This is a genomic window from Pelagibius sp. (assembly GCF_028289705.1).
Classification (GTDB): domain Bacteria; phylum Pseudomonadota; class Alphaproteobacteria; order Kiloniellales; family Kiloniellaceae; genus Pelagibius.
This window is the reverse complement of sequence record NZ_JANQOI010000055.1, coordinates 23,920-30,234: the sequence shown is the minus strand read 5'-3', so window position 1 is coordinate 30,234 and position 6,315 is coordinate 23,920. Positions and strand designations below refer to the sequence as shown.

The following is a 6,315-nucleotide window of genomic DNA, read 5'->3' as shown; positions in this document are numbered from 1 at the left end:
TGATCCCCTGCTCGTGTCCAAAACGTCGCCAAACGCTTGGAGACCAGTAGAATCAACGCCATGCACCACGTCCACTAAATTAAACCGGACACCAGTGGGCTTGTTCCGGCAATCCATTGAGGTCCGGGTCTCGCTCTTTCCATGGACCCTCGGGACAAGCCCGAGGGTGACGATGTGGGTTGGGATGGTGCCGCCAAACCATCAAAGTCATAGAACAAATTTCAAGCCTGACTCTTGGAGGCCTAATCCTCCAACCGCTGGCCCAGGCGCCCGGCTAAGTCCTGGATGAACTGCCAGGCGACGCGGCCGGAGCGGCCGCCGCGGGTCACGGCCCACTCCTTGGCTTCGGCGCGAAGCTGGTCCTGGGGCAGGGCGAGGCCATAGCGATCGGCATAACCCTCGATCATGGCGAAGTAGGTGTCCTGATCGCAGTTGTGGAAGCCGAGCCAGAGGCCGAAGCGGTCGGAGAGGCTGACCTTCTCTTCAACGGCCTCGGAGGTGTGGATCGCCGTCGAGCGCTCGTTCTCGATCATGTCCCGCGGCATCAGATGGCGGCGGTTTGAGGTGGCGTAGAAGATGACGTTGGCGGGCCGGCCCTCGATCCCGCCCTCCAGCACCGCCTTCAGCGACTTGTAGCTGGCATCGCCGCCGTCGAAACTGAGGTCGTCGCAGAACAGGATGCAGGGGCGCTCGGTCTTCCGCAGGCGCTGCAGCAGGCGGGGCAGGCTGGGAATGTCCTCCCGGTGGATCTCCACCAGGGCCAGGCGCGATCCCGCGCCGCGCTCCTCGTTCACCCGGGCGTGCACCGCCTTGACCAGGGAGCTCTTGCCCATGCCGCGGGCCCCCCAGAGCAGGGCGTTGTTGGCCGGCAGGCCTTCGGCGAAGCGCCGGGTATTCTCGTAGAGCGTCTCGGCCTGGCGCGCGATCCCTTGCAGAAGCACGAAGTCGACCCGATTTATGGTCAATACCGGCTCCAGGCGATCGCTCTCGGGCTGCCAGATGAAGCCGTCTGCGGAGCCCAGGGAGACCTCCGGCGCCGTGGCCGGTGCGATTCGCTCCAGGGCCTCGGCGATACGCTGGAGAAGCGGTGGCAGGTTTTCGCTGTCGGGATTGTTCATCGATGCTCCAAGGAGCGACGGGCAAGAGATTGAATTTGGCCGCAAAAGCTATCGCCTGCACCGCGGCGGGTCAATTGCGCCGTGGCCCCCGGACAAGGCCCGCGGGTGGCGTTGCAATTCGCGCGCTTGCCGCTATAGTCCGCCGGTCTGACTGCTCGGAAAAGGTCTAAAGTATGCTGATTTCGCCGGCCTACGCCCAGGCCGCAGGCGGCGGTGGTGCGGATATCTTCACCTCCCTCCTGCCCATCATCCTCATCTTTGTCGTCTTCTATTTCCTGCTGATCCGGCCCCAGCAGAAAAAGGTGAAGCAGCACCGCGACATGGTCCAGGCCCTGCGGCGCGGCGACAAGGTGGTCACCGGCGGCGGGCTGATCGGCACCGTCACCAAGGTGATCAGCGATACCGAGGTGCAGGTTGAACTGGCCGAGGGCGTGCGCGTGCGGGTGGTCAAGCACACGGTCCAGGACGTTCTGAGCCGGACCGAGGCCGCCCCCGCCAAGGGCGGCGCGCCGAAGGCTGCCAACGATGCCGGCGCCGACAAGCCCAAGAGCCTGCTCGGCAGCCTCTTCGGCGGCGCCAAGCGGCCGACCGACAAGTCCTGACCGGCCGCGACCGGTCTTCAGCTAGGGCTCGCGTACCACCATGGTCCACATTCCGCGCTGGCAAGTCATTCTGATCGTTCTGGTGGTTCTGGCCGGGTTCGCTTACGCCTCGCCGAACCTCCTGGGCAGCAAGCAGGCCGAAGACTTGCCGGGCTGGATCCCGCACAAGCAGGTGAGCCTCGGCCTGGACCTGCGCGGTGGCGTCTATCTGCTGTCGAGCGTGGACCTGCCGGCCGTCCTGGAGGAGGACCGCGAGAACCTGGTGGACGAGGTGCGCAGCGCCCTGACCCAGCGCGGGGTCGGTGCGAGCGGATGGGGCCTCTTCGGCACCGCGGTGGGCTTCGTTCTGGACGACCCGGAAACCGACAGCCGTGCGAGCCTCGCGATCCGCGAGCTCATCCTGCGGGACCTGGTGATCGACAGCGACGACGACGGGACCTTTCGCATCACCCTCTCGGATCAGGCCATTCGCCAGCGCACCACAGAGGTGATCAGCCAGGCGATCGAGGTCATTCGCCGCCGCATCGACGAGACCGGCACCAAGGAAGCTTCCATCCAGCGCCACGGCGAGGACCGCATTCTGATCCAGGTGCCGGGCTTCGATGATCCGCAGCGCCTGAAGGACATCATCGGCAAGACCGCCGTCATGTCGTTCCGCTTCGTCCACGAGAGCCTCGGTGCCGGCGGCCGCCTGCCGCCCTCGGTGGAAGTGCTCGATGCCTATGCGCCCGGTCAGGGCGAGCCGAGTTCCTATCCCGTCAGCAAGCGGGTCATGGTCAGCGGTGACCGCCTGGTGGATGCCCAGGCGACCTTCCAGGACGGGCAGCCGGTTGTCGCCTTCAGCTTCGATACCCTGGGGGCCAAGCGCTTCGGCGATGCCACCAGCGACAACGTCGGGCGGCTGTTCGCCATCGTGCTCGACGACCAGGTGATTTCGGCGCCGCAGATCCGCGAACCGATCCTGGGCGGGCGGGGCATCATCTCCGGCCGCTTCACGGTTCAGGAGGTGGAGGATCTGGCCCTGCTGCTGCGCGCCGGCGCCTTGCCCGCCGAACTGACCTATCTGGAAGAGCGCACCGTGGGCCCCGGTCTGGGCGCAGATTCGATCCGCGCCGGGGAGATCGCCGCGGTGCTGGGCCTCGTCTTCGTCGTCATCTTCATGGCGGCGATCTATGGCCTCTTCGGGGCCATGGCCAGTGTCGCCCTCCTGATCAACCTGACCCTGATCCTGGCGGCGCTTTCGGTGCTGCAGGCGACCCTCACCCTGCCGGGCATCGCCGGCATCGTGCTGACCATCGGCATGGCGGTGGACGCCAACGTGCTGATCTTCGAACGCATCCGCGAGGAAATGCGCAACGGCCGCGGGCCGGTGACGGCGGTGGACGCCGGCTATCGGCGGGCGCTGACCACCATCATCGACTCGAACCTCACCACGCTGATCGCGGCCTTGCTGCTGTTCCACTTCGGCTCCGGGCCGATCAAGGGCTTCGCGGTCACCCTGGCCATCGGCCTCGTAACCTCCATGTTCTCCTCGATCATGCTCACCCGCTCCCTGGTCGTGCTCTGGCTGCGCCGGCGCCGGCCCCAGGCCCTGGCTATCTAGGAGGGGCGGGGATCCATGGCACTCATCCGCAAGCTCCCGCTGGACTTCGGCATCCAGTTCATCGCCCGGCGCAGCCTCTTCCTGGCGTTCTCCGCCTTTCTGCTTCTCGGCTCGGTCGGGCTCTTTCTGGTCCAGGGATTGAACTTCGGGGTCGACTTTCGCGGCGGCATCCTGCTCGAGGTCCGCACCCAGGGACCGGCCGATCTGGGCGCCCTGCGCGACCGCTTTGCCGGGCTGGATCTGGGCGAGGTCAGTTTGCAGCAGTTCGGGGAACCGACCGACGTGCTGATCAACATCCGACGCCAGGAGGGTGACGAGAAGGCACAGCTCGCTGCGGTCCAGGTCGCGCGCGATGCCCTGGGCGACAGCGTTGAGATCCGACGGCAGGAGTTCGTCGGCCCGAAGGTCGGCGACGAGTTGAAACGGGCCGGGCTGCTGGCGACGGTCCTGGCCCTGGCGGGCATCGGGCTCTACATCTGGTTCCGCTTCGAGTGGTACTTCAGCGTCGCGGCGCTGATCGCCTTGATCCACGACGTCGTGGCCACGGTGGGCTTCTATTCGCTGACCCAGATCGAGTTCAATCTGGCGACCCTGGCCGCCGTGCTGACCATTGCCGGCTACTCGATCAACGACACGGTTGTGATCTTCGACCGCGTGCGCGAGACCCTGCGCCGCTATAAGAAGCTGCCGGTCAACGAGGTGCTGAACCGGGCGATCAATCTGACGCTCTCGCGCACCATCCTGACCTCCGTCACCACACTGCTCGCCCTCGGCGCCCTGTTTTTCTTCGGCGGCGAAGTGATCCGGGGCTTCACCGCCGGCCTCATCTGGGGCGTGGTCATCGGCACCTATTCCTCGGTTGCCCTGGCGGTTCCCATCCTGACCTTCATGACCCTGCGCCGCGGCGGTGAGGAGGACGATCCGACGGAGGCGAAGGCGAAGGGCAAGGCCGCCGAAGCCTCCTAAGCCGGCGCGGGCAGGGCGGTACCCTGCTCCCGCCACGCGAAAGGCTCAGCCATGGACGTTACCCCCCTGGTTCCCGAGGGTCGCCAGATCATCGAAGCCTATGGCGGCGGTGGGTTCCGCGTCTCCGGCACGGTATTTGGCGGCTCCGTCCTGGTTATGCCGGAGTTGAGCCAGTCATGGCCGGTCGCCGACATTGCCGCGCTGTCCCTCGAAAGCCTGGAGCCGGTGCTGGCCGCCGCAGCGGGGATCGAGGTCCTGCTGATCGGCTGCGGTAAGGCCATGGCCTTCATCGACCCGGACCTGCGGGAGGCTGCCAAGGCGCGCGGTGTAGCCCTGGAGCCCATGGACACCGGCGCGGCCTGCCGCACCTACAATGTCCTCGTCGCCGAAGACCGCCAGGTGGCCGCGGCCCTGATCGCGGTCGACTGAGCCTGCCTCCGCGGCCTGCCGAGAGCCCATGAAAAAGGGGGCCGGCAGCCCCCTTTCTCCGAGCATCCGAACCGTCGCTTCGCGCTATTCGGCCGCGACGCTGGCGACCTCGTCGTAGTTGGCGGCGGCGAAGTCCCAGTTCACCAGATTGTCGAGGAACGACTGGATGAAGTCCGGCCGGCGGTTCTGGTAGTCCAGATAGTAGGCATGCTCCCAGACATCGCAGGTCAGCAGCGGCACCTGACCCTCGGTGAGCGGGGTTTCGGCATTGGCCGTGGTGACGATCTTCAGGGCACCGTCGTCCTTGACCAGCCAGACCCAGCCGCTGCCGAACTGCCCGACCCCGGCGGACTTGAACTGCTGCTTGAAGGCCTCGAGGCTGCCGAAGGCCGCATCGATGGCCTCGGCCAGCGCGCCGTCGGGCGAACCGCCGCCGCCGGGCTTCATGGAATTCCAAAAGAAGCTGTGGTTCCAAACCTGCGCTGCCTGATTGAACAGACCGCCGGTGCTGGAGGCGATGATCTCTTCCAGCGACTTGCCCTCGTGATCGCTGCCGGCGATCAGCTCGTTCAGCTTCGTCACATAGGCTGCGTGGTGCTTGCCGTGGTGGAAGCTGAGGGTGTTGGCCGAGTAATGCGGCTCCAGCGCGTCTTGGGCATAGGGCAGGGAAGGAAGCTCGAAAGCCATACCGTCTCTCTTTCTCTGTGTTCGTGTTTGGCTGATCTCTCGCGACCGCGAGGGGTTTCAAACTGGTGACTTAGGAATATGGAATCGGAAGTCCAGCGGGGAGTGCACGGCCCAGCGAGAATCTCTCGAACCGGTCTCCCGAGCGGACCGGACAGCAGTCTAGAGGCCGTCCGGGCGCCTCCGGATGGCAGGGTCGAGAAGCTTTTGTGACAGGGGTGCCGTCAGGCGTCGTCTTGTGGCGGGACCGGAATGCTCTGCGGGTAGGTGACGACGCTTTCGGGGCCGGGGCGCACCCGTTCGCCGGGCGGCTCCTGGGCGGTGCCGATGTAGACGAACCCGACGATGTGCTGATCGGCGGGCACGCCGAGCGCTGTTTTGACGGCCTCGTAGTAGGCCGGCCATTCGGTGAGCCATTGGGCGGCGAAGCCGAGGGCGTTGCTGGCGTTCAACAGGTTGGTGCAGACAGCCCCGCAGGAGAGAAGCTGCTCGATCTCCGGGATCTTGTGATCCCGCTCCAGGCGGCTGCTGACGACGATCAGCGTCGGCGCCCGCTGCGGGCGGTTGCGCTCGAACGCGACCTGCTTTTCGTTAGCGTCGGGGAACTTGGCCTGGAACTCGCGGGCCAGCACGTCGCCCAGTTGGGCCTGGGCGGACTTGTCCAGCACCTGCAGCCGCCAGGGGCCGATCTTGCCGTGGTCCGGCACCCGCAGCCCGGCGCTCAGGATCAGGTCCAACTGCGCCTGATCCGGCCCCGGTTCGCCGATGAGGTTGGCCACCACCGACCGCCGCGTCAGCAGCAGATCGATGGGCTGCGAGTCGATGGTGACCCGGCCCCGGGTCAGGCTGTCAGTCATGGGGTCCCGATCCTCTGCGATGCTTCCGTCGGCCATGGTCTCCGCTTTTCCCCGTC

The 6,315-nt window shown here is 66.2% G+C and carries 7 protein-coding genes; 4 read left to right on the top strand and 3 right to left on the bottom strand.

Annotated elements, in window-relative coordinates; translation table 11 throughout:
• Positions 1 to 242: 242 nt before the first annotated feature.
• Positions 243 to 1,118 carry an ATP-binding protein gene (locus Q0996_RS06635; protein ID WP_299617014.1) on the bottom strand — a complete coding sequence of 292 codons (876 nt, stop codon included), beginning with the start codon at positions 1,116 to 1,118 and terminating at the stop codon, positions 243 to 245.
• Between the two features lie 173 nt (positions 1,119 to 1,291).
• On the opposite strand from Q0996_RS06635, the gene yajC reads away from it, so the two are divergent.
• From yajC to Q0996_RS06615, 4 genes are read left to right on the top strand one after another with little or no spacing between them, the layout of a single operon-like run.
• On the top strand, positions 1,292 to 1,720 hold the full coding sequence (yajC, locus tag Q0996_RS06630; protein WP_299617013.1) for a preprotein translocase subunit YajC: 429 nt from the start codon (positions 1,292 to 1,294) through the stop codon (positions 1,718 to 1,720).
• A gap of 40 nt (positions 1,721 to 1,760) precedes the next feature.
• On the top strand, positions 1,761 to 3,323 hold the full coding sequence (gene secD, locus Q0996_RS06625) for a protein translocase subunit SecD (protein ID WP_299617012.1): 1,563 nt from the start codon (positions 1,761 to 1,763) through the stop codon (positions 3,321 to 3,323).
• Between the two features lie 15 nt (positions 3,324 to 3,338).
• On the top strand, positions 3,339 to 4,289 hold the full coding sequence (gene secF / locus Q0996_RS06620) for a protein translocase subunit SecF (RefSeq protein ID WP_299617011.1): 951 nt from the start codon (positions 3,339 to 3,341) through the stop codon (positions 4,287 to 4,289).
• Between the two features lie 51 nt (positions 4,290 to 4,340).
• Positions 4,341 to 4,718 (top strand): Mth938-like domain-containing protein, encoded by a 378-nt coding sequence (locus tag Q0996_RS06615; RefSeq protein ID WP_299617010.1) that lies wholly within the window; start codon positions 4,341 to 4,343, stop codon positions 4,716 to 4,718.
• An 84-nt stretch (positions 4,719 to 4,802) separates the two neighbouring features.
• Here the strand turns inward: Q0996_RS06615 and Q0996_RS06610 are convergent, their stop codons facing one another.
• Positions 4,803 to 5,405 (bottom strand): superoxide dismutase, encoded by a 603-nt coding sequence (locus Q0996_RS06610; RefSeq protein WP_299617009.1) that lies wholly within the window; start codon positions 5,403 to 5,405, stop codon positions 4,803 to 4,805.
• 221 nt (positions 5,406 to 5,626) lie between these two features.
• Positions 5,627 to 6,295: a nitroreductase gene (locus Q0996_RS06605; protein ID WP_299617008.1), complete on the bottom strand. Its 669-nt coding sequence runs from the start codon at positions 6,293 to 6,295 to the stop codon at positions 5,627 to 5,629.
• Positions 6,296 to 6,315 lie beyond the last annotated feature (20 nt).